The sequence below is a fragment of the Pseudogemmobacter blasticus genome (assembly GCF_003071405.1).
Taxonomy (GTDB): Bacteria; Pseudomonadota; Alphaproteobacteria; order Rhodobacterales; family Rhodobacteraceae; genus Pseudogemmobacter; species Pseudogemmobacter blasticus.
Map to the genome: position 1 here is coordinate 2,998,121 of NZ_CP020470.1, position 24,998 is coordinate 3,023,118.

23 protein-coding genes and 1 tRNA gene are annotated in these 24,998 nt (G+C 64.9%); 19 read left to right on the forward strand and 5 right to left on the reverse strand.

Translation table 11 applies throughout. The features are described from left to right. The first annotated feature begins 29 nt into the window (after positions 1-29). From B6K69_RS14630 to B6K69_RS14640, 3 genes are all read left to right on the forward strand, one after another. Positions 30-371 (forward strand): DUF3775 domain-containing protein, encoded by a 342-nt coding sequence (locus B6K69_RS14630; RefSeq protein ID WP_418259985.1) that lies wholly within the window; start codon positions 30-32, stop codon positions 369-371. A 60-nt stretch (positions 372-431) separates the two neighbouring features. Then, positions 432-881: a thioredoxin TrxC gene (gene trxC, locus B6K69_RS14635; RefSeq protein ID WP_108644313.1), complete on the forward strand. Its 450-nt coding sequence runs from the start codon at positions 432-434 to the stop codon at positions 879-881. A gap of 60 nt (positions 882-941) precedes the next feature. Beyond that, positions 942-1,017 (forward strand) — tRNA-Ala (locus B6K69_RS14640). A 221-nt stretch (positions 1,018-1,238) separates the two neighbouring features. Here the strand turns inward: B6K69_RS14640 and cysW are convergent. From cysW to B6K69_RS14660, 4 genes are read right to left on the reverse strand one after another with little or no spacing between them, the layout of a single operon-like run. Next, positions 1,239-2,078, reverse strand: coding sequence for a sulfate ABC transporter permease subunit CysW (cysW, locus tag B6K69_RS14645; protein ID WP_108644314.1), 840 nt, complete (start codon positions 2,076-2,078; stop codon positions 1,239-1,241). Then, on the reverse strand, positions 2,075-2,932 hold the full coding sequence (cysT, locus tag B6K69_RS14650) for a sulfate ABC transporter permease subunit CysT (RefSeq protein WP_108644315.1): 858 nt from the start codon (positions 2,930-2,932) through the stop codon (positions 2,075-2,077). Before cysT ends, cysW begins: the two co-directional genes overlap by 4 nt. Next, positions 2,929-3,921, reverse strand: coding sequence for a sulfate ABC transporter substrate-binding protein (locus B6K69_RS14655; protein WP_108644316.1), 993 nt, complete (start codon positions 3,919-3,921; stop codon positions 2,929-2,931). The genes cysT and B6K69_RS14655 overlap by 4 nt, the downstream gene beginning before the upstream one ends. Beyond that, the gene (locus B6K69_RS14660; RefSeq protein ID WP_108644317.1) at positions 3,918-5,036 is read right to left on the reverse strand and encodes a sulfate/molybdate ABC transporter ATP-binding protein; all 1,119 of its coding nucleotides are present in this window, start codon (positions 5,034-5,036) and stop codon (positions 3,918-3,920) included. The genes B6K69_RS14655 and B6K69_RS14660 overlap by 4 nt, the downstream gene beginning before the upstream one ends. Before the next feature lie 566 nt (positions 5,037-5,602). Between B6K69_RS14660 and B6K69_RS14665 the strand changes: the two genes are divergently transcribed. The 12 genes from B6K69_RS14665 (at position 5,603) to B6K69_RS14720 (ending at position 18,421) form a co-directional block, all read left to right on the forward strand. Next, positions 5,603-6,586: a TRAP transporter substrate-binding protein gene (locus B6K69_RS14665; RefSeq protein ID WP_164681968.1), complete on the forward strand. Its 984-nt coding sequence runs from the start codon at positions 5,603-5,605 to the stop codon at positions 6,584-6,586. A gap of 124 nt (positions 6,587-6,710) precedes the next feature. Then, positions 6,711-7,271, forward strand: coding sequence for a TRAP transporter small permease (locus B6K69_RS14670; RefSeq protein ID WP_108644319.1), 561 nt, complete (start codon positions 6,711-6,713; stop codon positions 7,269-7,271). Beyond that, on the forward strand, positions 7,268-8,542 hold the full coding sequence (locus B6K69_RS14675) for a TRAP transporter large permease (RefSeq protein WP_108644320.1): 1,275 nt from the start codon (positions 7,268-7,270) through the stop codon (positions 8,540-8,542). Before B6K69_RS14670 ends, B6K69_RS14675 begins: the two co-directional genes overlap by 4 nt. Before the next feature lie 7 nt (positions 8,543-8,549). Continuing rightward, positions 8,550-9,320: an IclR family transcriptional regulator gene (locus tag B6K69_RS14680; RefSeq protein WP_108644321.1), complete on the forward strand. Its 771-nt coding sequence runs from the start codon at positions 8,550-8,552 to the stop codon at positions 9,318-9,320. Then, on the forward strand, positions 9,317-11,392 hold the full coding sequence (locus tag B6K69_RS14685) for a hydantoinase/oxoprolinase family protein (protein WP_108644322.1): 2,076 nt from the start codon (positions 9,317-9,319) through the stop codon (positions 11,390-11,392). Before B6K69_RS14680 ends, B6K69_RS14685 begins: the two co-directional genes overlap by 4 nt. A gap of 2 nt (positions 11,393-11,394) precedes the next feature. Next, on the forward strand, positions 11,395-12,951 hold the full coding sequence (locus tag B6K69_RS14690) for a hydantoinase B/oxoprolinase family protein (RefSeq protein WP_107674150.1): 1,557 nt from the start codon (positions 11,395-11,397) through the stop codon (positions 12,949-12,951). Positions 12,952-12,971: 20 nt separating this feature from the next. After that, the gene (locus tag B6K69_RS14695; RefSeq protein ID WP_206340521.1) at positions 12,972-13,367 is read left to right on the forward strand and encodes a cupin domain-containing protein; all 396 of its coding nucleotides are present in this window, start codon (positions 12,972-12,974) and stop codon (positions 13,365-13,367) included. Between the two features lies 1 nt (position 13,368). Continuing rightward, positions 13,369-14,151, forward strand: coding sequence for an HpcH/HpaI aldolase family protein (locus B6K69_RS14700; protein WP_108644323.1), 783 nt, complete (start codon positions 13,369-13,371; stop codon positions 14,149-14,151). Then, a complete protein-coding gene (locus B6K69_RS14705) occupies positions 14,148-15,035 on the forward strand; it encodes a beta-keto acid cleavage family enzyme (RefSeq protein WP_108644324.1) in 888 nt (295 codons plus the stop codon). The genes B6K69_RS14700 and B6K69_RS14705 overlap by 4 nt, the downstream gene beginning before the upstream one ends. A gap of 20 nt (positions 15,036-15,055) precedes the next feature. Further along, the gene (locus tag B6K69_RS14710) at positions 15,056-16,216 is read left to right on the forward strand and encodes an acetyl-CoA acetyltransferase (protein ID WP_108644325.1); all 1,161 of its coding nucleotides are present in this window, start codon (positions 15,056-15,058) and stop codon (positions 16,214-16,216) included. Beyond that, the gene (locus B6K69_RS14715; RefSeq protein WP_108644326.1) at positions 16,213-17,826 is read left to right on the forward strand and encodes an AMP-binding protein; all 1,614 of its coding nucleotides are present in this window, start codon (positions 16,213-16,215) and stop codon (positions 17,824-17,826) included. Before B6K69_RS14710 ends, B6K69_RS14715 begins: the two co-directional genes overlap by 4 nt. A gap of 388 nt (positions 17,827-18,214) precedes the next feature. Next, on the forward strand, positions 18,215-18,421 hold the full coding sequence (locus B6K69_RS14720) for a hypothetical protein (RefSeq protein WP_108644327.1): 207 nt from the start codon (positions 18,215-18,217) through the stop codon (positions 18,419-18,421). Positions 18,422-18,427: 6 nt separating this feature from the next. On the opposite strand, the gene B6K69_RS14725 is transcribed toward B6K69_RS14720, so the two are convergent. Beyond that, positions 18,428-19,093: a TetR family transcriptional regulator C-terminal domain-containing protein gene (locus B6K69_RS14725; RefSeq protein ID WP_164681969.1), complete on the reverse strand. Its 666-nt coding sequence runs from the start codon at positions 19,091-19,093 to the stop codon at positions 18,428-18,430. A 138-nt stretch (positions 19,094-19,231) separates the two neighbouring features. Between B6K69_RS14725 and B6K69_RS14730 the strand changes: the two genes are divergently transcribed. Genes B6K69_RS14730 through B6K69_RS14745 form a run of 4 tightly spaced genes read left to right on the forward strand, consistent with a single transcriptional unit; the run spans position 19,232 to position 24,870 of the window. After that, positions 19,232-20,581, forward strand: coding sequence for an aspartate aminotransferase family protein (locus tag B6K69_RS14730; RefSeq protein ID WP_107674158.1), 1,350 nt, complete (start codon positions 19,232-19,234; stop codon positions 20,579-20,581). Beyond that, positions 20,578-22,191 (forward strand): phytoene desaturase family protein, encoded by a 1,614-nt coding sequence (locus B6K69_RS14735; RefSeq protein WP_108644329.1) that lies wholly within the window; start codon positions 20,578-20,580, stop codon positions 22,189-22,191. Before B6K69_RS14730 ends, B6K69_RS14735 begins: the two co-directional genes overlap by 4 nt. Next, positions 22,178-23,689 (forward strand): phytoene desaturase family protein, encoded by a 1,512-nt coding sequence (locus tag B6K69_RS14740; protein WP_108644330.1) that lies wholly within the window; start codon positions 22,178-22,180, stop codon positions 23,687-23,689. The genes B6K69_RS14735 and B6K69_RS14740 overlap by 14 nt, the downstream gene beginning before the upstream one ends. After that, the gene (locus B6K69_RS14745) at positions 23,686-24,870 is read left to right on the forward strand and encodes an aminomethyl transferase family protein (RefSeq protein ID WP_108644331.1); all 1,185 of its coding nucleotides are present in this window, start codon (positions 23,686-23,688) and stop codon (positions 24,868-24,870) included. Before B6K69_RS14740 ends, B6K69_RS14745 begins: the two co-directional genes overlap by 4 nt. Positions 24,871-24,998 lie beyond the last annotated feature (128 nt).

Below are 24,998 nucleotides of genomic sequence, written 5' to 3' on the forward strand. Positions count from 1 at the left end.
CCTTGCGCGCCGCGCCGATGCGGGCGACCATGACCGCCAAGGAGGCCCGCCCGATGATCGAGATCAGTCCCAGCAAGGTTGTGCAAGTCATCTTCCTGTCGCGTGAGGAGGCGGCCGGCGAATCCGAGCTTTGGGCCTTCATCGACGGCATGAATTCCGAGGAGAAGGCGCATCTGACCGCCATCGCCTGGGTTGGCCGCGGCGCCTTTGAACCCGAGGATTACCTTGAGGCGGTCGAAACCGCCTTTGTGCAGGCCACGACGCCGACGGCAGACTACCTGCTTGGGATGCCGCATCTGGGCGAGAACCTTGAAGCGGGGCTTGAGGCGCTTGGAGTCGATGTTTCGGGCGAGGAAGAAGACCTGCTCTGACCCCTTGCAGGTGGCCGGGGCAGGGCACATTTATTCCGCAATCGGAATATGAGGTGTGCGATGCCCGCAACGATGGATGCCGTCAAGCTGACCTGCGCCACCTGTGGCCAGGCCAATCGTGTGCCGCTGGCCCGGCTGGCCGAGGGGCCTAAATGCGGCCATTGCGGCGATCCGCTGGCCGATGGGCGGGTGGCCGAACTGGAGGCCGCGACGCATGACAAGATGACGCGGGGCGACGGCTTGCCGGTTCTGGTGGATTACTGGGCGCCCTGGTGCGGCCCGTGCCGCAGCATGGCCCCGGAATTCGCCCGCGCCGCCCGGACGCTGGCCCCGCAGGTGCGGCTGATGAAGCTGAACACCGAGGATTACCCGCAAATCTCGGCCCGGGCCGGCATCCGGGGGATTCCCGCGCTGATCCTGTATCGCAACGGGCGCGAGGTCGCGCGCCTGGCCGGTGCCCGCCCGGCGGCCGAGATCGTGGCCTTCGCACGCCAGCACACCCAGCCCTGAGCACTGCTTCGCCCGCTTGACAAGACCACGACATTGGGCCAGATACCCGCCACGGTCATTGGGGCAGTAGCTCAGTTGGGAGAGCGTATCGTTCGCAATGATAAGGTCAGGGGTTCGATCCCCCTCTGCTCCACCATTGACCGCTGATTTTATTGGGTAATTTCCCCTGAACGGGATCTGCCCATAGCGGGACCGGCGCTTTCTGGCGCGGACTCTCCGAAACACTCCCCAAGTGAAACGCCTTTGCGAGCACGCCCAAAGCCTGCCTTCGACCACTGGGTCAGTATCAAGGCGGCGGCGTCGGGCGCTGGTCGTGATCTGGCGACCAGCGGCCAACCGGCTGTGTGAGGGAAGCCGTCAGCGCCGCCGTTCAAGCACGACCTTGGCGACAAGCGCCAGCAGCGCGATCAATGTCAGGGTCGAGGCCGCGGCAAAGGCGCCGGCGATGTTCAAGTCGTTGAACAGCAGTTCGATCTGCAGAGGCAGGGTGTTGGTCTGCCCCCGGATCGAGCCGGACACGATCGAGACGCCGCCGAACTCTCCCACAGCGCGGGCCGAGCACAGGATGGCGCCGTAAAGCAGCGCCCAGCGGATGTTCGGCAGCGTGACCCGCCGGAACACCTGCCAACCCGAGGCGCCCAGCGTGACCGCCGCCTCTTCCTGATCGCTGCCCTGCGCCTGCATCAGGGGCAAGACCTCTCGCATTACGAAGGGAGAGGTGACGAACAGCGTCACCAGCACGATCCCCGGCAGGGCAAACAGGATCTGCAGGTCATGCGCGGCCAGCCAGGGGCCAAGCAGGCCCTGCCGGCCGTAGAGAAGCAGGTAGCAGATCCCGGCGATGATCGGCGAAATCGAGAACGGGATCTCGATCAGCGTCAGCAGGGCGCCGCGTCCCGGAAAGCGGAACCGGGCCACAAGCCAGGCCGCCGCGATGCCGAAGGCCACATTCACCGGCACCACCACAAGGGCAACCAGAACCGTCAGCCAGACGGCATGAAGGGTGTTCGGTTCAAGGATGTTGGCCGCGAAGGCCGCCCAGCCGGCGGCGAAGGCCCGGTAGAAGATGTAGGCCAGCGGAATAACCACCAGCAGCAGGCTGGACAGCAGGGCGGCTGCGATCAGCAGCCGGGGGATCAGCCGGCCCTGGCCGGGTGCCGCTGTGTGAGGGGGCGCCAGGGGCAGGGGGCTGCTCATTGCCGTTTTCCCTTGTAGCGCATGGCCCTTGCCTGCAGCAGGTTCGACGCCGCCAGCAGGACCAGCGCAAGGATCAGCAGCGTCAGCGCGATCACCGCGGCGCCGTTGTAATCGTATTCCTCAAGCCGGATCACCGCCAGAAGCGAGGCGATCTCGGTTTCCATCGGCAGGTTGCCGGCAATGAAGACCACGGCCCCGAATTCCCCCAGCGACCGGGCGAAGGACAGGGTGATGCCCACCACGAAAGCGGGGAAGATCGCCGGAAACACGATCCGCCGGAACGCGGTGAACGGAAAGGCCCCCAGGGTTGCCGCCGCCTGTTCATACTGCGGGTCCAGGTCTTCCAGCACGGGCTGCACCGTGCGCACCACGAAGGGAATCGAGGTGAAGGCCATGGCGATGGTCACCCCCCAGATCGTGTAGACAACCTTGATGCCCTGCGGTTCCAGCACGGCGCCATACCAGCCGTTCCCTGCGAACAGGGCCGACAGCGTAAGCCCTGCAACAGCCGTTGGCAGGGCGAAGGGGATGTCGATCAGCGCATCCAGCAGCCGCTTGCCCGGAAAATCATAGCGCACCAGCACCCAGGCCATCAGCAGGCCATAGACGGCACAGATAACCGAGGCCATCGCGGCGGCAGAGATCGTCAGCTTCAGCGCGGCCAGTGTGCGCGGGGCGCTGGCAATCTCGAAGAACCGCAAGGGGCCGACCTCGGCCCCTTTCAGCACCAGCGCGATGATCGGCAGAAGGACGATGATGCCGACATAGGTCAGTGTCAGCCCCATCGTCAGGCCGAACCCGGGAAGAACCCGCTTCGGCCGGATGACCGAAGCGGTTGGTGTGGATGCCGTCATTGGTTCACGAACAGCGTGTCAAGGATGCCGCCTTCGGCAAGGTGCTCGGTCTTGATCTTGTCCCAGCCACCGAAAACCTCTTCGACCGTCACCAGCTTCACATCGGGGAAGTCTGCCGCGGTCTCGGCCTTCACGGCCGGATCGTTGACCCGGTAGAAATGCCTGGCAAGGATGCGCTGACCTTCAGGGCTGTACAGGAATTCGAGATAGGCTTTCGACACCTCTTCCGTGCCCTTCTTCCTGGCATTCTCGGTCACGACCGCCACCGGGAATTCCGCCAGCAGGCTGAGCGAGGGCGTCACGCGGACAAAGCCCTTGTCGGCGTATTCCTTGGCGATGCCGCCGGTTTCGGCCTCGAACGTGATCAGAACATCGCCGATGTCCTTTTCCGCAAAGGTCGTGGTGGCCGCGCGCCCGCCGGTATCGAACACCGGGACGTTCGCGAACAGCGCCTTGACGAATTCTTGCGCCTTGGTTGCATCGCCGGCGTTCTTGTCCAGCGCATAGGCATAGGCGGCCAGATAGGTATAGCGCGCATTGCCCGAAGTTTTCGGATTGGGGAAGACAACCTTCACATCCGCGCGGACAAGATCATCCCAGTCCTTGATGCCCTTGGGGTTGTCCTTTCGCACAAGGAACGCTGGCAGCGAGTAATAGGGCGACGCCTCGTTCGGGAAGGCCTTGCGCCAGTCTGCGTCCAGCAGGCCGCCGGCGGCCAGAACGTCGATGTCGGTCACCTGGTTGAAGGTCACCACGTCAGCCGGCAGCCCCTCCAGAATGGCGCGTGCCTGTTTTGACGAACCGGCGTGCGATTGTTCGATCGTCACGTCCTTGCCGGTGGCGTCTTTCCAGACCTTTGCGAAGGCGGGGTTCACTTCGGTGAACAGCTCTCGGGACACGTCATAGGACACGTTCAGGATCGAATCCTGCGCCATGGCCGGCAGCGCAAGGCCCAGGCCAAGGGCTGCGGCAAGAATACGGGTTTTCACGGGAGAGACTCCTTGAGTTCGGAAAGGGGGGCATCGGCAGGAACTGCCGGTCTTGCAGGGGGCGCCGTGGCGCTGCGCGGATCGACAAACACGCATCCCGCCTGCACGCGCAGATGAACGGCTTGCCCGACCGCCAGTGCCGGGGCGGTTCGTCTTGGCACCTCGGCGTCGATCTCGACACCGGCGGATTCGGTCAGCCGAACCCGCAACAGGGCGCCGGTCGAGGCAAGGTCGGTAATCCGGTAACGGCCATCTTCGGCCGGAACGGGGGTGATGTCAGAGGCCCGCAGGAACAGCCGCGCCGGACCATCGGGCAGCGCGCGGCGGGGCAGGGCGGTTGCGTCCAGCCCCCGCGCATGAACCCGGCCTGCCTGAAGGGTGACCGGAAGTTCGACCGTGTGCCCCAGAAACCGCGCCACGAACGGAGACGCCGGGTGATCATAAATCTCGTCGGGCCGACCGATCTGTTCGATCCGGCCGGCACCCATGACCACCACGCGATCAGCCAGCTCGAAGGCTTCTTCCTGGTCATGGGTGACAAAGATCGTGGTGGTTCCCGACGCTTCATGGACGTGGCGCAGCCAGCGGCGCAGGTCCCGCCGGACCTGCGCGTCGAGCGCGCCGAAGGGTTCGTCCAGCAGCAGGATACGGGGCGAGGTTGCCAGTGCCCGCCCCAGGGCAACCCGCTGGCGCTGCCCGCCGGACAGTTCCGCCGGGTATCTGTCGGCCAGGGTTTCGATCTGCAGGAACTGCAACAGTTCGTTTACCCGGGCGGTGATGGCCGCCGCATCGGGGCGGCGGGGGCGGGGCTGAACGGTCAGCCCGAAAGCGATGTTGTCGCGCACCCGCATGTGGGGGAACAGGGCATAATGCTGGAAGACGAACCCCGTCTCCCGGGTCTGCGGCCGCCGCGCCAGCCAGTCCTCGCCCGCAACGGTCAGGGAACCCGCGTTCGGCCAGTCAAGGCCGGCGATGATCTTCAGCAGCGTGGTCTTGCCTGACCCGGACGGCCCCAGCAGCGCCACCAGTTCGCGGTCGGCGACGGCAAGATCAATGCCCCTGAGGACTTCGGTCGCACCGAAGCGGCGTGTCAGGTTTTCGATCACAAGCGCCATGGTGCCTCCTTCAGACCCGGGCAAGGTAACGGCCCGGGGGGCGCAGGGGCAAGGAACGGGGCGAATTGAACTTCATGCGCGAAAGGGGATAATTTTTCCTTTCAGGCCGCCATTTTCGGTGAATTCTTCCATTGGGCGAAATTCGGCGGATTTGATACAGGATTCGCCCGCCGGGCGTTCGTGTCACCCTCTGCCATCCCAGGCGTTTGGCAAGGTTGCGGGGCGAGGCCTGTAGCCTACCTTGTTCGGTCCGCGAAAACACTGTGTTTTCAAGCTGATAATGTCCGCCTTGCCGGTTCTGTCACGGGCACGGCACAGGCTTGGGCGCCGTGGTTTCCTCGGATGTCGGGCGAAGGGGCAAGGGTCTGTACCTGCCCTGTGTTCAAAGACGCATCTGCAAGCCGGATGCGCAGCCATCAGAGCAGGATTCATCACCGGGAGCCGCAGGTGTGACGCGCGCCCGGACTGCCGCGGCAATGGCGGCAGCAAACCGATTGACCCGAATCAATGTGTATCATATGTTGATATGGCGTTTCAATATAAGAAACGAAATGGGAGGAGAAACCATGAATATCCGATACGGCGCCTTCGCCGTAATTGCGCTCCTGTGCCCTGCGGCTGGCTGGGCGCAGGACTACACGCTGAAGTTTGGCCACGCCGCGACATCGACGCACCTGTTCCAGGACGGGCTGGTGATGTTCGCCGAAAAGGTGGCCGACAAGACCGATGGCAAGGTGAAGGTCGAGATCTTCGGTGACCGGCAACTCGGCGATGACAAGCAGCTTCTGGAGGGGGTGCAGCTTGGAACGATCGACGGTGCGCTGGTGTCGGTGCCGACAATCCCGCTGACGCTGAACGCCCCGGCGTTCGACGCGCTTCAGTTGCCGTTCCTTGTGCCGAGCTATGACAAGATGGCCGAAGTCCTGTCCTCGGATGTCGGATCGCAGTTTCTGGATACCTTGACGCCCCTGGGCATCAAGGGGCTGGGCTATGTCGAGGCGGGACAGCGCCACTTCCTGTCGCGCACGAAGCAGGTGACGACGGTCGATGATTTCAAGGGCCTGAAAACCCGCATCGTTCCCACACCACTTCACAAGGCGATCTGGGAAGCGGTTGGCACCAGCCCCATCGGCATGGCCTTCGGCGAGGTGTTCTCGGCGCTGGAAACCGGAACGATCGACGCGGTCGAGATCAACCTGTCGTCTGCCTATGCCGAAAGCTATTACGAGGCCGCCAAGAAAGTGACGCTGACCGGCCATTACTTCTGGCCCGGCGTGCTGATGATGAGCGGCGCCAAGTTCGACAGCCTGCCGGAAGATGTGCAAAAGGCCATTGCCGAGGCTGCGCATGAAGTCATCGTCGAGCAGTATGCGCTGGCCCGCGATCAAGAGGCGGAAACTGCCAGAAAGCTGGAAGAAAAGGGCGCGATCATCTCGCAGTTCAGCGAACTGCCCGAGATGCAGGCCCGGGTGCAGCCGGTGGTCGATGCCTGGCTGACAAAAGACCCGCTGATCCAGGTTTTCGTTGACGCGGTGCGCGCCACGAACTGATCCGCGCGGGGCGCGGCCAGCCCAAGGCGGCCGCCCCCTCTTCGTCCGCATCACTCCGACACGGTTTCCAGCGTGGCCCACGGGCCGCGGCGGGGAAGGTGTGTCCGATCACGGGAAACAAGCCATGCGTGCCATGCGACGCACATTCGACGCGATCCTTTCGACCTGCCTCATCTGGATGCTGGTTGTTCTGTTGGGGGTGATGTTGGTCCAGATCTTTCTGCGCTACGGGTTTTCCACTTCGCTGATCTGGGGCGAAGAGGTGTGCCGGTATCTGCTTGTCTGGGTGTCGTTCCTGGGGGCGATCCTGGCCTATGAGCGCGGCGAGATCGCAAGCGTTCCGATGCTGCGCGATGCGCTGCCGCGCCGGCTTGGCCTTGCCCTGGCCATGTTTTCCAATGCCTGCGGCGTGGTGCTGCTGGCTGTGCTGGTCTGGTACGGCTGCATCTATGCCCATCGTCTTGGGTCGGCGCCAATTCCCGCGATGAAATTCCTGCTGGGCGATCTGTTCGGGCCGGATGTGGCGGTGCCCAGCATGTTCTGGATCTATGTCGCGCTGCCTGTGGGCCTGGCCCTGTTCGCGCTGCGGCTGGCGATGGATATTCTGCTCTACGCCCGGATGATGAACCGTGGCCAACGTGCCTCGGACCTGCGCGACGATCTTGCCCGGGAGATGCACGGATGATCCTGTATCTGGGCATTTTCTTCGTTGCGCTGATGATCGGTATGCCCGTTGCCCTTGGACTGGGCATGGCATCGCTGATCTATCTGCTGATCGAGGGGCACGGTCATCTGCTGATGGCCTTCCCGCAGCGGATGATCGCCGGGATCGACAGTTTCCTTCTGCTGACGATCCCCTTCTTCATTCTGGCCGGAAACCTGATGAGCGCGGCCAACATGACCGGCCATATCGTGCGGTCCGCCCAGCTTTTGGTCGGGCGCATCAAGGGCGGGCTGGCAATCGTCAACGTGCTGTCAAACTTCCTGCTGTCGGGGGCCAGCGGGGCTGCAACCTCTGAGGCGGCTGCGGTCGGCGGCATCATGATCCCGCCGATGAAGCGCGATGGTTATGATCCGGCCTATGCGGCCGCGCTGACCGCGACCGGCTCGCTTCTGGGGCCGCTGATCCCGCCGTCCTTGCCGCTGATCCTGTTCGGTGTGCTGTCGGGCACCTCGATCGGCGATCTGTTCCTGGCGGGGATTGTACCGGGCATCATCCTTGGCGCGCTGCTGCTGGTGTACGCCCTTTGGAAAGGGCACCGTGAAAACCACCCCGTCGCCCCCCGCGTGCCGGTGGAAGAGCGGCGCGGCATCCTGATCACGGCCACCCCGGCGATCATCATGCCGATCCTGATCGTGGTGGGCATCCGCAGCGGGATCTTCACCCCGACCGAGGCCGCCGGCGTGGCCTGCCTTTATGCGCTGGCCTGCGGCTTCTTCATCTATCGCTCGCTGAACTGGGCCAAGCTGCGGAAGTGCTTCTACGACACCGCCACCATGTCTTGCGGCGTGATGCTGGTGGTGGCGATGGCCAGCATGACGGGCTTTGTTCTGGGGATCGAAAGCCTGCCGCAAAAGGTTGCCGCGCTGATCCTGGGGCTGACAGAGAACCCGGTTCTGCTGGTGATCCTGCTGAACGTGATCCTGCTGATTCTGGGGCTTTTCCTGGAGCCGCTGGCTGCGATGGTCCTGATCATGCCGATCCTGAATGCGCTGGCACCGACCATCGGCATGGATTCGGTGCAGATGGGCGTGATGGTTGTCCTGAACCTGATGATCGGCCTGTGCACGCCTCCGGTGGGGCTGGTCCTGTTCATCGTCAGCTCCATCGCGCGCAGCCCTCTTCAGGCCGTGGCGCGGGCATCGCTTCCCATGCTGTGCCTGTGCCTGATCGTTCTGTTTCTCGTTGCGGCGGTTCCAGGCATCACGCTTGGCATCCCGGCTTTGTTGAAGTGAGGAAGTCATGACTGTGGAACTCGACAAATCAGTGAATCAGTCCACCCAGATGGCCTTCATGGTGATCGAAGTGATGGCCGAGATCGGCAAGCCGGTGGCGCTGTCCGAACTGTCGCGGCGGATCGGATCATCAAAGGTTCGCGTGTTCCGGTTTCTGCGCACGCTTCTGTCGCTGGGCTATGTGCTGCAAGACCCGGAAACCGACAAATACCGGCTGTCCTACAAGCTGTATCACCTGGGGCAGGCGCTGGCGGATTCCACCGATATTCTGCGCGAGGCCCGGCCCGTGATGGTGGAGTTGCGCGATACGACCGGCTTCACGGTGTCGCTTTCGCAGATGGAAGCAACGGGAATGCGTATCCTGGACATGGTGCGCACCGAGCAGCCGGTTGAAATCGTCACCCGCCCCGGCGCGCTGCTGGACTTTCATGCGTCGGCGCAGGGCAAGATTGCCCTGGCCTTCGGCGGGGCACATCTGGCCGAAGGGCCGCTGCGCCAATGGACGGGCGAAACCCTGACGGATCGCGCGATCGTCGCTGCGGACGTTCTGGCCGCGCGCAAGCTGGGCTGGGCCGAGGCCCCCAATCAGACGCTGCAAGGGGTGACCGCGGTCTCGGCCCCTGTGTTCGACAGGGACGGCGCCTTCATCGCCACACTGACCATCGCCGGGCCGACCATGATCATCGGCACCCCCCCGGCCGAGCGCTTCATCGAGGCGCTGATCGGGGCGGCCCGCAAAATCTCCATCAATCTCGGAAACACGGACCAACACACATGACAAGATACTCTCTGGCGGTCGACATAGGCGGCACTTTTACAGACGCCGTGCTGCTGGTCGACGATGGCCGCACCTATGTGGACAAGACCCTGACCACGCATGGCAACCTGTTGGAAGGGTTCTTCCGGGGGGTGAACCTTGTGATGGGGCGCGCGGGCATCAAGCCTGCCGACGTGAACGATGTGATCGTTCATGCAACGACCGTCGTCACCAACGCGCTGATCGAGCGCAAGGGCCCGCCGGTGGGGCTGATCCTGACAAAGGGGTTCACGGATATCCTCTATATCCGGGACGAGCATCGCTATGACATGTACGATCCCCAGATCGAATTCGCCGAACCCCTGATCCCCCGCGAACGGACTTGGGCGCTGGATGAACGTGTTCTGGCCGATGGTTCGGTCGAGACTGCGGCGCAGGTGGCGGAGATCGAGGCCATCGCCAGGGACTGTCTGGCGCGGGGCATTGAATCTGTCGGCGTCAGCCTGATCAACGCCTATCGTAACGGCGTGAACGAGGCACTGGTGGCCGAGGTCTTTGCCCGCGTAGCGCCGGAGATTTTCGTCTCGCTGTCGTCTGAGATCGCGCCGCAGATGCGGGAATATCTGCGCACGTCGACCGTTGCGATCAATGCCTATACCGTGCCGATCACCCGGCCCTATCTGAACGCACTGATTGCAGAGCTGGAAAAGCAGGGCTTTTCGCAGCAGCCGCTGATCATGCTGTCAAATGGCGGTGTGATCGGGGCGGGCAGGGCAGGAACGCTGCCCGTGCGCATGATCGAAAGCGGCCCGGCGGCCGGGGCGCTGGTGGCCTGCTATTTCTCGCGCATCTTCGGGTTGCCGGACCTGATCTCGTTCGACATGGGCGGAACTACGGCCAAGGCCTGCATGATCCAGAACCACGAACCGCTGGTGACGGGCACCTTCGAGGTGGATCGCCGCTACCGTTTCAAGCCCGGTTCGGGGATGCCGATCACGGTGCCGTCAATCGACATGATCGAGATCGGTGCCGGCGGCGGGTCGATCGCCTGGGTTGATGAGCTTGGCTTGCTGCGGACCGGACCGGAAAGCGCCGGGTCGATCCCCGGTCCGGTCAGCTATGGCCGGGGCGGCCAGGAACCCTGCGTCACCGATGCCGATGTCGTTCTGGGTATTCTGGACCCGGACCGCTTTCTGGGCGGCGACATGAAGCTGGATGCGGCGGCGGCCAGGGCCGCGATTGCCAGGCTTGGCGCAAAGATCAATCTGACGGCCGAACAGACCGCCTGGGGTACCTATGAGGTGGTGTGCGAGCAGATGGCCTCGGCGGCCCGCACCCATGCCACCGACCGCGGGGTCGACTATCGCGGCCTGCCGATGCTGGCCTTTGGCGGTGCGGGGCCGGTTCACGCCTGCCTTGTGGCCGATCTGATTGAATCGAAGCAGGTCATCTATCCCCCGCTCGCCTCGGTCTTGTCGGCCTTTGGCACCCTGGTGACGCCTGCGCAGATTGACCTGGTGCGAAGCCAGCTTTGCCCCATGGACCGGCTTGATCCCGATGCGGCCCGCGGCTTTGTCTCTCAGATGACCGAAGAGGGTACGGCGGCCCTGAAGGAGGCCGGCCTTGCCGAGGCGGACATCAGCTTCGTCTTCGGTGCGGACCTGCGCTATCTGGGCCAGCAGTCCGAACTGCGGATCGAACTGCCCTTTGATCCGCGCAGCGGCCTGAACACCGGCATCATGCGCGAGATATTCGAGCGCGAGTATGTCGCGCAATACGGGCTGAAACTGGCCGATATGGCGATTGAACTGGTGAACTGGCATGTCACCGCCAGGGGCAGCCTGCCCGACCGCGCCGCGGCGCATGTGACCAAGGGCGGCACCCGCCCCACGCCGCGCAGCCGCGTCGTTCATTTCCGCGGCAAGCCCACGGAAACCGCCGTCTACACCCGTTCGGAACTGATGGAGGGCGAGGTGATCGCCGGTCCCGTCATCGTGGAAGAGCGCGAAACCACGATCTTCGTCCTGCCGGGATGGACGATCCGCCTGCACCCCAACGGCAGCCTGGTTGCCGACAAAATGACGGAGCTTTGAAGATGGATGGCGTAGAACTTCAGATCCTGTGGTCGAACCTGATCGGGATCGTTTCGGAACAGGCCCGCGCCCTGCAACGCATCGCCTTTTCGCCCATCGTCCGCGAGGCGGGCGATCTGGCAAACGGTCTGTTCGATGCCCGCGCCCGCATGGTTGCGCAGGCGGTGACCGGCACGCCGGGCCATATCAACTCGCTTGCCGCCGCAGCCCGCAACCTGCTTGCCCATGTCGATGCAGACAAGCTGCAACCGGGTGATGTGCTGATCACCAATGACCCCTGGATGTCGGCGGGCCATTTCTTCGACATCACGATCCTGTCGCCGATCTTTCGCGGTGAAAGGCTTATCGGCTATGCCGGATCGACCATTCACCACACCGATATCGGCGGCTATGGCATCGGGTCCGGTGCGCGCGACCTGCATGAGGAAGGGCTGTGGATTCCCGTCCTCAAACTTTACGAGGCGGGGGTGCGCAATGAGACGCTGTTCTCGATCATCACCCGGAACGTGCGCACGCCCGATGCGTTGCTGGGCGACCTTGGGGCACAGGTTTCATCCGGCATGATCGCATCGCAGCGGCTGAATGCGCTGTGCGACCGTTACGGGCTGGATGACATCGAGACCCTGGCAGACGAGATCATCAACAGATCGGAAGCCGCCACGCGCGACTCGATCCGCGCGCTGCCGGGGGGCACGTTCCACGGGTCTTCCACCTTTGACGTGCCGGGGGGGGACCGGATCACGCTGAAGACGGCCGTGACCATTGATAACGTTGCAGGCGAGATCACGGTTGATTTCGCGGGGTCGTCGGGCCGCAGCCCGCGCGGCATCAACGTGGTGCCCGCCTATACGCAAGCCTATGCGACCTTTGCCATCCGTTCGACCCTGAACCCGGATCTGCCCAACAATGCAGGCTCGCTTTCGCCAATCAGGCTGAAGCTGCCGGACAACTGCATCGTGAACGCAACCTATCCGTCGCCGGTGAACGCGCGCCATGTGGTTGGCATGTATGTGCCCTTCCCGATCCTGAATGCGCTGGCCCAGGTGGTGCCTGACAAGGTGGTTGCCGAAGGGTCTGGCGCGGTGTGGACGGTGCAGATCCAAGGGCAGGATGCCGAGGGGCGACCCTTTACCTCGTCCATGTTCAACTATTCGGGCGGAATGGGCGCGCGGGCGACCAAGCCGGGCATTTCGGCGGTCTGTTATCCCACCGGGGTTTCGGCGGTTCCGGTCGAGGTGCTGGAAGCGGCCTATCCGATTGTCTTTACCTGCAAGGAACTGGAGCTGGGATCGGGCGGGGCAGGGCGCCAGCCCGGGGGCAACGGGCAGCGCATCGGGTTCCGCATGAGAACGACGCAACCCTGGCTTCTGAACACCGTGCCCAGCCGTCTGCATGAAGCCCCCCAAGGCCTTGACGGCGGCCAGCCGGGGCGTGCCGGCCAGTTCCTGGTGAATGGCACCGCGGCGGTCCTGTCGGGCAAGACCGACATGAAGCCGGGGGACGAGATCATGATGTTCACCCCGGGCGGCGGCGGCTTTGGCGCGCCCGAGCCGGTCTGACAAAGGGCGAGGAGCAAGACATGAGCGAAGACCTGCAACCCTTTCGCATGCCGATCAAATGGGAAGATCTGCCCCGCTTTCCGGTGCGGGACCATATCAGCCGCGCCGGATTTCGCGGCGAGGATGTGCTTCTGGTGATGAACTGGCTGGAAAAGGGCATGACCCTTGGAATGCACAAGCATCCGTTCGAACAGATTGCCGTCGTGCTGACGGGCCGGATGCGCTGGACGGTGGGAGAGCAGACCTTTGAGGTTGGCGCGGGCGAGGTACTGCGCGTGCCGCCCGATGTGATGCACGGCGGGATTCCGATTTCGGATGAGGTGGTGATGAACCTCGATATCTTCTGCCCCATCCGCGAGGATTACCTGGAGATCGTCGAACACCAGGCTGCCGACTTTGCGGTCAAGGGAGGCTGAGATGGGCTTTCCCGCCGTTCTGGCAGATTTCGCCCCGACCTTGCGTCAGGGCGGGCTGCATCTTTCGACCTTCTGCCAGTTTCCGGATGCGAATGTGATCGAGGCCCTGGCCAAGACCAGGCTGGAGTCCTTCGTGCTGGATATGCAGCATGGCATGTTCGACGAGGCATCGGTCCTGGCCTGCGTGGCGGCGGGTGCGCTGGAAGGCAAGCCGGTGCTGGTGCGCCTGCCGGTCGATGCCGGGGGGCTTGCGTCACGGGTACTCGATTTCGGCGCGGCGGGCGTTGTGTGCCCGATGGTCAACACCGCCGAAGACGCCAGACGGCTGGTCAGCTACCTGAAGTTCCCGCCGGTCGGCGCCCGAAGCTGGGGGCCGCGCCGGGCCATTCCGATCACCGGCCAGACAGCGCCCGGCTATCTTGCCCGGGCCAATAACCTGACGCTGGCCTTCGCCATGATCGAAACACGGCAGGCCCTGGACAATCTGGATGCCATTCTGGCCGTTCCGGGCATCGACGGGGTTTTCGTCGGCCCGTCCGATCTGTCGGTGTCGTTGTCCGGCGGAGCAACGCTGGACAGCGCAGATGTGGCCCCGGCGCTGGATCTGGTTGCCGCAAAGGCCAGGGCGGCGGGGAAGATTGCAGGCATTTTCGCGATCAACCCGGACTATGCGGCCGATTGCGCGGCGCGCGGCTACAGCTTCATCGCGCTGATGCAGGATGCAATGTTCATGGCGCAGGCGGCGGATGCCTCTGTCGCTGCGGTCCGGGGCAAGACCGGATGAGCCGCCCCGTCATCCTGACCGCCTGTATCAATGGCGGGCGGCCGGATGCGGCCGCCCTGAACCCGAACCTTCCCGTCACCCCTGCACAGATTGCCGCGGCTGTTGCCGAGGCGGCCGCCCTGGGCGCTGCGGTGGCGCATGTTCATGTGCGCGATCCGAAGGATGGAAGGCCATCGAACGACCCCGGCCTTTGGGCGGAAACGGTTGCGCGGATTCGCGCCACCGGCGCGGACATCCTGCTGAACCTCAGCGCCTCGATGGACGGGCTGCTGTATCTGGATGACGAGGCGGGGTTTGCGCCCTTGCCCGCCAGCACATTGCGCCCCGTCTCGGGCCGCACGGCCCATGTGATTGCCGCGCGGCCCGAAATTGGCACCATGGACTGCGGAACCTTTGCCATGGGGCCGGCCATTCATGTGGCCCGGATCGACGATCTTCGCGAAATGGCCCGCCTTTATGCCGGGGCGGGAATCCGGGCCGAAGTCGAATGTTTTGATTTCGGTCACCTTGAAATCGCGCGCCGGCTGGTGGCGGAAGGCTTGTTGGGGGCACGGCCGTTTCTGCAGATCTGCCTTGGCACCGGATATGGCGGCGCACCGGCCACCCGGGCCGCCCTGCTGGCAATGCACGAGCGGATTCCCGAAGGGGCCGTCTGGGCCGCCTTTGCCGCCGCAGAGGAAAATCTGTGGGTCGCGCGTGAAGCGGTTGCCTTGGGCGGGCATGTCCGCGCCGGTCTGGAGGACACGCTGTTTGACAGCGCCGGCCTGCCGACCACCAACGCCGCCCTGCTGACGACAGCGGTTGCAATCATCACCGGCGCGGGCGGCAGGCCCGCCAAACCGGCCGAAGCGCGGCAGATTCTTGATCTGCCAGCAAAAGCCTGAGACCAGGACAGGGGAACAGAATGGGCGAGTCATTCATTACGGGCTGGGGCCACACGAAGTTTGGCCGGTTTGACGGAGATCTGGAGGCGCTGATCCTGACGGCGGCCCGTGAAGCGATTGACCACGCCGGGATCACCCCCGACGCGATCGACGCCATCTGGATCGGGCATTTCAACGCCGGCATGGTGCATGAGGCATTTCCGTCGTCTCTGGTGCTGAACCTTGATCCGGCGATGCGCTTCACGCCCGCCACGCGCTGCGAAAATGCCTGCGCCTCGGGGTCTGCCGCCGTCTATTCCGCGCGTGAGGCGATCCGCGCGGGTTCCATCAAAAGGGCGCTGGTCATTGGCGTGGAAAAGATGACGGCCAAAGACACAGCGGGCGTGACCGAGGCCCTTGGCGGGGCCTCTTACCAGCGCGAAGAGGCCGGCACGTCTTTCCCGCAGGTGTTTGCCCGTTTTGCACAGGCCTATTCGCAGGCCTATGGCGATTGCAGCGAGACCCTGGCCCGGATCGCGGCAAAGAACCATGCCAATGCTATGAACAACCCGTTGGCGCAGTTGCAAAAGGCGCTGAGTGTTGAGTTCTGCAATACCGTCTCGGACAAGAACCCGATGATTGCCGCGCCCTTGCGCATGACGGATTGCTCGCTGATTTCCGATGGTGCTGCGGCGCTGGTCCTGACGGATGAAAGCCTGCTGGGCGAACATGCCCGCGCCGTAGGGTTTCGCGCTGCGGTGCAGGTGAATGATTTCATGCCGATGTCGCGCCGCACCCTGCTGGATTTTGACGGCCCCGCCGAGGCCTTCCGCCGCGCCTATGCGGCGGCCGGGATCACGGCGGCAGACCTGTCCTGCGCCGAGGTGCATGACTGCTTCACGATTGCGGAACTTCTGACCTATGAGGCGATGGGGATAACGCCCAGGGGCCGCGGTCGGCAGGCCATCGAGGATGGCACTGTTCTGGCCGGGGGCCGTCTGCCGGTGAATCTGTCGGGCGGCCTGAAGGCGAAGGGGCATCCCGTCGGGGCCACCGGCGTTTCCATGCATGTGATGGGCGCGCGGCAGGTTCTGGGGGAGGCGGCACAGATGCAGGTGCCGGGTGCCGAACTGGCCTGCGTGTTCAACATGGGCGGGGCCGCCGTGGCGAACTATGTTTCCATTCTCGAGGCGGCCAAGTGAACCCTGCGGTCTGGCTTCAGCGGGCGGCGCGGCGTTGGCCCGACCGCCCGGCCCTGTTCTCTGGCGCCACAGAGGTTGCCAGCTATGCAGAGTTCCGGGCGCGGGCCGGTGCGCTTGCGGCGGGGCTTGTCGGGCAGGGCATCGGGCCCGGAGACCGGGTTGCGCTGTTTCTTGCCAACCGGCCGGATTACCTGGTGGCCATGCAGGCGATCTGGTGGATCGGGGCCGTTACGGTGCCCGTGAACTTCAAGCTGCACCCAAAGGAGGCCGCCTTCATCCTGGATCATTCAGGGGCCAGGCTGTGCTTTGCCGATGGGCATCGCGCGGGCGAACTGGCGGGGCTGGCCCCCACCACCCGCGTCCTGGACATGGATTCGGCGGCATTTGTCGATCTTGTCGCCGATGCGCCACCGCCGCCTTTGCATCCGACGGCTCAGGACGACACCGCCTGGCTGTTCTACACCTCGGGCACGACGGGGCAGCCAAAGGGTGTCATGCTCAGCCCTGCCAACCTTCAGGCCATGTGCCTTGGCTATCTTGCCGATGTCGATACCGTGTCGGCAGCGGATGCCAAGGTCTATGCCGCGCCGATGTCCCACGGGGCCGGGCTTTATCAGTTCATGTATCTGATGTGCGGCGCCCGGCATGTTGTGCCGGCTTCGGGCGGATTTGACGGCGACGAGATCCTTGATCTGGCGGCGCAGCTTGGAAATCTGTGCTTCTTTGCCGCCCCCACCATGATCCGCCGCCTGATCGCGGCAGCCCGCGCGCGCGGCAGCCGGGGCGACGGGGTTCGGACCATCGTTTATGGCGGCGGACCCATGTATCTGGCCGATATTCGTGATGCGATGGCCCTGTTCGGCCCCCGTTTCGTGCAGATATACGGGCAGGGGGAAACCCCGATGACCATAACCGTGCTGACCCGCGCCGCGCATGTCGAGGCCCTTGCCGCGGGGCCGCAGGATGCAACCCACAGCCGGCGTCTGGCCTCGGTGGGTGTGGCAAATGCAGGGTGCGAAGTGGCGGTTCTGGGCAGGGATGGCGCCGCCTTGCCCCCGAACGCGATGGGGGAGATTGCCGTGCGCGGACCATCGGTCATGCAGGGGTATTGGCAGGACGGGGCGGCCACGGCCGCGGCCATCCGCGATGGCTGGCTGTACACCGGCGATGTCGGTGCCCTTGATGAGGCGGGCTTTCTCACGCTGCATGACCGTTCGAAGGATGTGATCATTTCCGGCGGGACCAACATCTATCCGCGCGAAGTGGAAGAGGCGCTGTTGACACATCCGGCGGTGGCAGAGGTTTCCGTGATCGGGCAAGCCGATGCGGAATGGGGAGAGATTGTTGTTGCCTGCGTCGTGCCCGAAGAGGGCGCGCAGGTTGACGACCGGACCCTTGACGCCCATTGCCTGACCCAGATCGCGCGATTCAAGCGGCCAAAGCATTATGTCTGGCTGACAGACCTGCCAAAGAACGCCTATGGCAAGGTGCGGAAAACCGAACTGCGCAAGGCCCTGACGGGCGTTCAGCAGGCAAGCGGCACATCCTGCACTGGGGCCGGGTCGCAGGATCGGCGCTCCCCGTCAGGACGAAGCGCCACCCCGGGTTGATTGCCTTGGGTGGCGCATGTCTGGTTCGGGCGGCGCGGCTCGCGGCTTTGGAATAGATACATTCATATTTTAATTGGAATTTTTGAGCCACAGCGATGCCAGATGCGGCAATCTTTGCCCCTGCGACAGGGGCTGCGACATCGGGAAAGGGCCTGCGACGGGGGGTGCGGCACAGTTGCAAGTTGAATGGCGCGCACTTCTGCGTCAGGGCAGGGATTACAAGTTCGTGATCGCGCAGCGCCCTGGCGGTCGGACTGGTCTGAAGGCTTCCGCGGCATCTGGGGCCGTGGGGTTGAAGGCTTGGAAGATGCTCCTGGCGCGTCGTGATTTCCAGCAAAGCCCGCTCTCACGGGCAAGAGTTGCCCGATACGGTTTCGAGGTTCTTCCGATGACAAGACCCGCCTATTCCTTCGAGTTCGAAACCAGCACCCCCGCCCCGACCGTGCAGGCGCATGAGTGGTTGGCGGTGCAGGCGCTGAAGGCTGTCGCAGCCCGGCGCAAGATTCAGGCTGCGGCGAACACCGACACGCCCTGCACAAGACAAGCCGATGTGCAGCCGGGCAGCGCGGGCAGAGACACTTCCCGCCGCCCCTGAAGCGGATCAGCCGCTGCGGCGGCCGGCCGGGAAATGCCGTGGGAAGCAGAGGCCCGCGGCGGCCCGGGCGGTGTCGCGGGCTTCGCTGACCGTGTAGGGCCGGGCCATCGTCATCAGGTCAAGCCAGGCGCCTTCGATCGTCAACCGCAGGATGCGGGCGATTCGGGGCACGTCATGGCCATAGCCGCCGGCTTCGTTCAGCCGGGCGCAGATCGCTTCAAGCGCACGGATGTATTCCTCATCCTTGTCGCCATAGCTTTCCTGATACATCGGCCGGCTTTGCGCCTCGCCCCAGAAGGCACACCAGGCGGCCAGGCGGGCGGGGGTGCAGATGCCGGGGGCGAAGTCGGCCTCGATCAGCGCGGCCAGTTGCGCGGCCGGATCGTCGCCGGCCGCGGCCAGCGCATCCTGCCAGTTCCGGCGGTATTCCTCGGCCAGATAGGCCAGCGTCTCGGCCAGCAGTTTTTCCTTGGTTTCAAAGTGAAACAGCACCAGCCCGTGTGACAGGCCGGCCATGCGCGCCACCTCGGTCAGGGTGGTGCGGGCAAAGCCGCGCGCGGCCATGGTTTCGATCGTGGCCTCGATCAACTGGCTGCGCCGCACCTCGCGGCTGCGGGTGCGGGGCGGGCGCGAGTCGGCGGCAGCCTGATCGGGCGGGGCTGGGTCGGGCAAGGCAACAGTCCTTTCGCCGGAAACAGGGGACGTTCTAGCGGATATGGGGCGGATGCAAAGCGTAATCTGAAATTGATTGACAGACCAGTCAGTCGCGTGGAACGCTGGCCGCATCCTGCAACAGCGCCCGAGAGTCCCATGCAAGACCGCCCGAACCGCGACCTGTCCAAGTCGAATGCCCAGTTCCGGCGCGCGGTGAAGCGTCTGCCCCTGGGCGTGTCGTCGACCTTCCGCTACTGGGGCGATGACCGGACGGTCTATGTCCACCACGGCAAGGGCGGGCGGACCTGGGACATCGACGGCAATGGCTATGTCGATTACCGGCTGGGCTATGGCCCGGCGATCCTGGGCTATGCCGACGACCGGGTGGATGCAGCGGCGCGCAAGGGCATGGAGGTGGGCGGCGTATTTGCGCTGTCGACCGAGAAGGAACTGATCGTCGCCGACCGCATCGCCAAGATGGTGCCGGCGGCGGAACTGGTGCGCTTCTCGAATTCGGGCACCGAGGCGGTGATGGCCGCACTGCGGCTGGCCCGCGCCTTTACGGGGCGCGAGGAATATCTGCTGGTCGAAGGCGGCTATCATGGCCTGTTCGACGCGGCCATGTGGATGGCCGACATGGAAGGCTGGACGCCCGGATCGAACGCCGACCCGGATGTCGTGCCCTATGGCAAGGGTATTCCGCCGACGGTCAAGAAACTGGCGCATCTGGTGCCGATGAACGACATGCAGCGGCTGGAAGACACGTTCAGGAAACATGGCGACCGGCTGGCCGCCATGCTGATCGAACCGATCCAGGGCAATTGCTGCGCGATCATGGCGCGGGTGGAATATGTCCGGCTGGCGCGCGAATTGTGCGACCGCTACGGCGTGATGCTGATCATCGACGAGGTGAAGACCGGCTTCCGCGTGGGCAAGGGTGGCATTCAGGGGATACTGGGCGTGAAGCCCGACATCACCACCTTCGCCAAGGCGGTGGCGAACGGTTACCCCATCGCGCTGGTGGCGGGGCGCGAGGATGTGATGCGCACCTTCCGCTATGGCGGGGCCAGCCACGGCGGCACCTATACAGCCCATTCGGTTTCCCTGGCCGCAGCCGAGGAATGCTTGCGGATTCTGGACGAAACCCCGGCACTGGAAACGCTGGCCAATCATGGCACGCAGTTGATGGCCGGGATCAGCGCCATCCTGAACGCGCGCGGGATCGTTCATTCCTATTCCGGCCACCCGTCGATGTTCGGCCTGTTCTTCGATGCCGCGCCACCCGACAACTATCGCGCCTGGAAGGCCAGCGATTACAGCTTCTATGACCGGATGGCGCATTACCTGCATGATCTGGGCATCATCGTGGAACCCGACAGCCGCGAACCGTGGTTCATGTGCGAGGCGCATGGTCTGGACGCGACCTGCCTGACCGACACGCTGGCGGCGGTCGAACGCGCCGTTGACCTGACGCTTGAGGATCTGGCGGCGGAGGCGGCCGAGTGACCTATGATGCGGTGATTGTCGGGGCAGGGCACAACGGCCTTGTCACCGCCTGCTATCTGGCGCGGGCGGGGATGAAGGTCTGCGTGGTGGAAAAGAACGACTGGATCGGCGGCGCGGCCGTTTCGCGCGAACTGTATCCCGGCTTCACCTATTCCAACTGTTCCTATGTGAGCAGCCTGTTCCGCCCCGAGATCATGCGCGATCTGGAACTGTCGAAGCATGGGCTGCAGATCCTGCCCTATGAAGGCGGTGCGGTGTTCCGGCAGGATGGCGGCTATCTGGGCATGTTCCGCGACCATGACGCGAACCGCCGCGAATTCGCCCGCCATTCAAAGCGCGATGCCGAGGCCTATGACATCTATGCCCGCGACATCCTGCGGTTTTGCCGTTTCATCCGGCCGATGCTGATGCGCACGCCGCCCGACCCGTCCAGCTTCCGCCCCCGCGATCTGGCCGAACTGATGTGGCTGGCCCGGAAGATGGGCGCCTTGAGCGAGGGCCAGCGGGCCGAGATGGTGCGGTTCTGGACCATGTCGATCAGCGACTATCTGGATGAGTATTTCGAAAGCCCGGTGATCAAGGGCTATCTCGCCGTGTCGGCCATCATTGGCACCGCATTGGGGCCGATGAGTCCCGGGTCCGCCTATGTGCTGCTGCATCATTACATGGGGGATGTGGACGGCAATGTGGGCGCCTGGGGCTTTGCGCGTGGCGGCATGGGGGCGATCACGCGGGCGCTGACCGCATCGTTGCTGGCGGCCGGGGGCGAGGTGCGCACCGGCAGCGGGGTGGACCGTATTGCGGTGCGCGACGGCCGGGCGACGGGCGTGGTGCTGGCCAATGGCGATGAGATCGCCGGTCGGCGGGTGATCTCGAACATGGACGTGAGGCGCACCTTCCTGAAACATGTCGAGGAAAAGGAACTGCCGGGCGATTTTGTCCGCCGGGTCAAGGCGTTCAAGATCCGCGGATCTTCCGGCAAGCTGAACATCGCGCTGGATGCGGCCCCGGTGTTTCCGGCCCTGCCGGAGGGGGCGCCGATGATTCGGGGCGACCTGCATTTCACCGACAGCATCGAGCGGATGGAGCGCGGCTATGACGACTGGAAGGCCGGGCATTACAGCCGCGATCCGTTCCAGGACGTGATGATCCCCACCATGATCGACCCGACCATGACGCCGCCGGGCAAGCATTTCATGTCCTGCTTCGTGCAATATGCGCCGCCCAGGATCGAGGGGCGCGAGTGGACGGATGCCGACCGCGACGGGTTCCGCGACACCTGCCTGAACCAGATCGAGACCTATTCGACCGGGTTCAAGGATCGGGTGCTGCATGTCGAGGTGCGCACCCCGCGCGAGCTGGAGGCCGAGGTCGGGCTGACCGAGGGCAATATCTTCCAGGGCGAACTGACCTTCGACCAGTTGCTCTTCAACCGCCCGGTGCCGGGTTATGCGCAATACCGCAGCCCGATCCGCGATCTTTGGATGTGCGGTTCGTCCACCCACCCCGGTGGCGGGGTGATGGGGGCGCCGGGGCGCAATGCGGCGGCCGAGGTGCTGCGCGAGGCGAAGCTGAAACCGACGATGAGCGATGCCTATGCCGTCCTTTGATGTGATCGTGATCGGCGGCGGCGTCAACGGGCTGGCCTGCGCCGCCCGTCTGGCCGGCAAGGGCCGCAAGGTGCTGCTGCTGGAGGCGGGCGCCGTGCCCGGTGGCGGGGCAGGGGAGCGCGACTTCGCGCCCGGTTATCGCGCGCCGGCGCTGGCGCATCTGACGCAGGGGCTGGATGCGCGGGTGCTGCAAGGCATGGGGCTGGCCCGGCACGGGCTGGCCTTCGACCCGGTGGCCACCACGGTTCTGGCCGGGCAGGCGGCGCCTCTGGTCGTGCAGGGCGGGCAGACAAGCGGTGCTGATGCCGCGGCCTTTGCTGCGCTTCATGCCAAGCTGTCGGCCTTTGCCCGTGTGCTGGCGCCGTTCCGCGCCGACAAGCCGCCGCGACTGGTGGCCGAGGGGCAACCCTGGGGCCGGCTGCTGCGGCAGGGGCTGGCGATCCGTGGCCTTGGCCGCGACGATTTCCGCGAATTGCTGCGCATGGTCCTGATCAACGTGCATGACGTGGCCGAGGATGAGTTGACGGATGACCGGCTGAAGGGCCTGCTGGCCTTTGACGCCACGCTGGGGGCCTGGCTGGGGCCACGGTCGCCGAATTCGCTGATCCTCTACCTTGACCGGCTGTCGCGGGGCGAGGGGCCGCTTTGGCCCCGGGGCGGCATGGGCGCGCTGGCGCGGACCATGGCGGCGGCGGCCACGGCGGCGGGGGTTGCCCTGCGTTGCGATGCACAGGTGGAAAGCATTTTCACCGAAGGTGACCGCGCCGTCGGCGTTCGGCTGGCCTCGGGCGAGGAGATCCGCGCCGGTCTGGTGGTCAGCGCGATCAACCCGCGCACCACCTTCCGCGCGCTGGTCGGGCCGCGGGCGCTGGACGCCGGGTTCTACCGCCGCACCGGACACATCCGGTCCCGCGGCGCGGCGGCCAAGCTGCATCTGGCGCTGACCGTGTTGCCCGATTTCCGGGGGGCCGATCCGGCCTCGCGCCTTGTCATCGCGCCGTCGTCCGAGGCGGTGGAAGCCGCCTTCAACCCGGTGAAATACGGCGAGGTGCCGAAGGCCCCGGTGATGGAGGTGATCCTGCCCACGGCCCGCGAAGCGGATTGGGCGCCTGCGGGGCATCATGTGCTGTCGGCCATCGTGCAATACGCCCCCCATGCCCCCAGGGCGGGGCTGGAAGCCGCGCGGGCGGAACTGCTGGAAAACACGCTTGCGGTGCTGGAGGCACAGGCGCCGGGTTTGCGCGGGCGGATCGCCCATGCCGAATTGCTGATGCCGCAGGACATCGAGGCGCGCTTCGGCATGGTGGGCGGCAACTGGCACCATGGCGAACTGGCGGTCGAGCAGATGCTGTTCAACCGCCCGCTGCCGCAGGCGGCAGGCTATGCCACCCCGTTGCCCGGCCTGTGGCTGGCCGGGGCGGGTAGCCACCCCGGCGGCGGCATCAACGGCGCGGCCGGCTGGAACGCCGCCGGCGCCATTCTGGAGGCGCGGGCATGACCGACCTGACGCATTTCCGCACCCCTCTGCGGCACACCCCGTTTCACCCGCGCACCGCGGCGGCGAACAGGCTGAACCGCTGGGGTCCATGGGCCGGCTGCATGACATCGCTGTGCTATGGCGATGTGGACATGGAATACACCGCGATCCGCAACGCGGCTTCGGTCTATGACCTGTGTCCGATGGTGAAATACCGTGTTTCCGGCCCGGAAGCCGCCGACTATCTGAACCGGCTGATGATCCGCAACGCGGCGAAACTGCCGGTGGGCGGGGTGCATTACACCGCCTGGTGCGATGATGACGGCAAGCTGCTGGATGACGGCACCCTGTTCCGCCACGGGCCGGAGGATTACCTGATCTGCTGTCAGGAACGCCATCTGCCCTGGCTTCTGGACAGCGCGCAGGGGTTTGACGTGCAGGTGGCCGAGATCACCGAAGAGATCGCCGCCCTGTCGCTGCAAGGCCCCTGTTCGGCCAGTGTGCTGGCGGCGGCGGGGTTCGATGTGTCGGCGCTGAAACCCTTTCGCATGGCACGCTTCCCCTTTGCCGGGGGCGACATCACCATCTCGCGCACCGGGTTTACCGGCGATCTGGGGTATGAGTTGTGGATGACGCCCGATCAGGCCCTGCCGTTCTGGGACCATCTGTTCGCCGCGGGCGCGCCCTGGGGGATTCGCCCCATCGGCACCGACGCGCTGGATCTGGCGCGGATCGAGGCCGGGTTCATCATCACCAACATGGACTTCGTTCCCGCTCATCAGGCGCTGCGCGAAGACCGGCCGCGCAGCCCGCTGGAAATGGGCCTTGGCTGGATGATCGACTGGGAGAAGGGCAATTTTACCGGCCGCCGGGCGCTGCTGGCCGAAAAGGCGCAAGGGTCGGAGTGGGCACTTGTCGGGCTGGACGTGCCGGGGAACGTTTCGGCGGAAGGCTCGATCCTGTACCACGACAAGAAGCACGAGGCGGGGTTCGTCACCGCCGCCGCCTGGTCGCCCGCGCTAAAGGCCAGCGTGGCCATCGCGCAGGTCAAGGCGCGGCACGCCGGAGGCGACAATCTCTGGGTCGAAATCTATGCGCTGCGCGAGCTGCAATATGTCAAGCTGATGCTGCCGGTGCGCGTGGTCGAGCGGCCGTTCTACAACCCGGCCCGCCGCCGCGCGATGCCACCGGAAAGGGTGTAGCCGATGATGCGGGTTTGCAATGCAGCGGGGCGACGGGGCGACCGGAGTTTTCAAAAACTCCGGGCCGGAGCTTTTGAAGGCTCCGCGGCGATTTCCTGCAAGAAATCGCTGACGAGTCAGGGTTAGAG

What these genes read in the sequence shown, in the direction of transcription:
- B6K69_RS14745 (WP_108644331.1), top strand. Translation starts at nt 23,686, where the DNA reads ATGACCGACCTGACGCATTTCCGCACCCCTCTGCGGCACACCCCGTTT.
- B6K69_RS14670 (WP_108644319.1), top strand. Translation starts at nt 6,711, where the DNA reads ATGCGTGCCATGCGACGCACATTCGACGCGATCCTTTCGACCTGCCTC.
- B6K69_RS14630 (WP_418259985.1), top strand. Translation starts at nt 30, where the DNA reads ATGACCGCCAAGGAGGCCCGCCCGATGATCGAGATCAGTCCCAGCAAG.
- B6K69_RS14680 (WP_108644321.1), top strand. Translation starts at nt 8,550, where the DNA reads ATGACTGTGGAACTCGACAAATCAGTGAATCAGTCCACCCAGATGGCC.
- B6K69_RS14665 (WP_164681968.1), top strand. Translation starts at nt 5,603, where the DNA reads ATGAATATCCGATACGGCGCCTTCGCCGTAATTGCGCTCCTGTGCCCT.
- B6K69_RS14675 (WP_108644320.1), top strand. Translation starts at nt 7,268, where the DNA reads ATGATCCTGTATCTGGGCATTTTCTTCGTTGCGCTGATGATCGGTATG.
- B6K69_RS14690 (WP_107674150.1), top strand. Translation starts at nt 11,395, where the DNA reads ATGGATGGCGTAGAACTTCAGATCCTGTGGTCGAACCTGATCGGGATC.
- B6K69_RS14730 (WP_107674158.1), top strand. Translation starts at nt 19,232, where the DNA reads ATGCAAGACCGCCCGAACCGCGACCTGTCCAAGTCGAATGCCCAGTTC.
- cysW (WP_108644314.1), bottom strand. Translation starts at nt 2,078, where the DNA reads ATGAGCAGCCCCCTGCCCCTGGCGCCCCCTCACACAGCGGCACCCGGC.
- B6K69_RS14660 (WP_108644317.1), bottom strand. Translation starts at nt 5,036, where the DNA reads ATGGCGCTTGTGATCGAAAACCTGACACGCCGCTTCGGTGCGACCGAA.
- B6K69_RS14705 (WP_108644324.1), top strand. Translation starts at nt 14,148, where the DNA reads ATGAGCCGCCCCGTCATCCTGACCGCCTGTATCAATGGCGGGCGGCCG.
- B6K69_RS14740 (WP_108644330.1), top strand. Translation starts at nt 22,178, where the DNA reads ATGCCGTCCTTTGATGTGATCGTGATCGGCGGCGGCGTCAACGGGCTG.
- B6K69_RS14695 (WP_206340521.1), top strand. Translation starts at nt 12,972, where the DNA reads ATGAGCGAAGACCTGCAACCCTTTCGCATGCCGATCAAATGGGAAGAT.
- B6K69_RS14700 (WP_108644323.1), top strand. Translation starts at nt 13,369, where the DNA reads ATGGGCTTTCCCGCCGTTCTGGCAGATTTCGCCCCGACCTTGCGTCAG.
- cysT (WP_108644315.1), bottom strand. Translation starts at nt 2,932, where the DNA reads ATGACGGCATCCACACCAACCGCTTCGGTCATCCGGCCGAAGCGGGTT.
- B6K69_RS14685 (WP_108644322.1), top strand. Translation starts at nt 9,317, where the DNA reads ATGACAAGATACTCTCTGGCGGTCGACATAGGCGGCACTTTTACAGAC.
- B6K69_RS14710 (WP_108644325.1), top strand. Translation starts at nt 15,056, where the DNA reads ATGGGCGAGTCATTCATTACGGGCTGGGGCCACACGAAGTTTGGCCGG.
- trxC (WP_108644313.1), top strand. Translation starts at nt 432, where the DNA reads ATGCCCGCAACGATGGATGCCGTCAAGCTGACCTGCGCCACCTGTGGC.
- B6K69_RS14720 (WP_108644327.1), top strand. Translation starts at nt 18,215, where the DNA reads ATGACAAGACCCGCCTATTCCTTCGAGTTCGAAACCAGCACCCCCGCC.